The 533-nt window shown below is 51.4% G+C and carries 1 pseudogene; it reads right to left on the reverse strand.

From position 1 onward, the window contains the following. Positions 1–348: pseudogene (locus tag HT737_RS30775) on the reverse strand (sigma-54-dependent Fis family transcriptional regulator); the annotation flags it as partial. Positions 349–533 lie beyond the last annotated feature (185 nt).

The following is a 533-nucleotide window of genomic DNA, read 5'->3' on the forward strand; positions in this document are numbered from 1 at the left end:
TCGGAGCAGCTTGCTGTAGCTGGGTGGCATTTCCAGCGTTGAAAGCACCCGGCGGCGCTGGTCTTCCGGCAGGTCGACGGAAGAATTATCGCCCATCAGCAAAACAGGAAGGAACTCATCCCATGTCGAGAGTGTCTTTAACAAGCCCAACAGTGCACCCGGAGCATTTACCGTCCCGATCAGTACACAGATGACTTCACGACTTGATGACAAAGAGCCGACAGCCTGCTGCCAGTCATGGCTGCCGCAGGGTAAATTTTCTTCGCCGAGAAAATTTAAAATCACCGCCAGGTCGCGGCGGCGGACGCTATCGTCATCGATCAGCAGAATTTTGGTTTCACGCCACATGCAATAGCAACTTCCCTAGTCAACTCAATGCCCGAAAAATGGGGCAAGCGAGACGCTTGCAGGACACCTTGTGCCTGTAGACGCCTGAAATCTGAAAACAGCCACTAGTTAAGTCAAAAAACCGTGCACAGTCAAATTTATGGCGCACATGTCTGGATTAACTGGGGGGTTAATTAACCAAACAC

Origin of the sequence: Pseudomonas sp. MD195_PC81_125 (assembly GCF_014060985.1) — a bacterium.
Lineage (GTDB): Bacteria > Pseudomonadota > Gammaproteobacteria > Pseudomonadales > Pseudomonadaceae > Aquipseudomonas > Aquipseudomonas parakoreensis.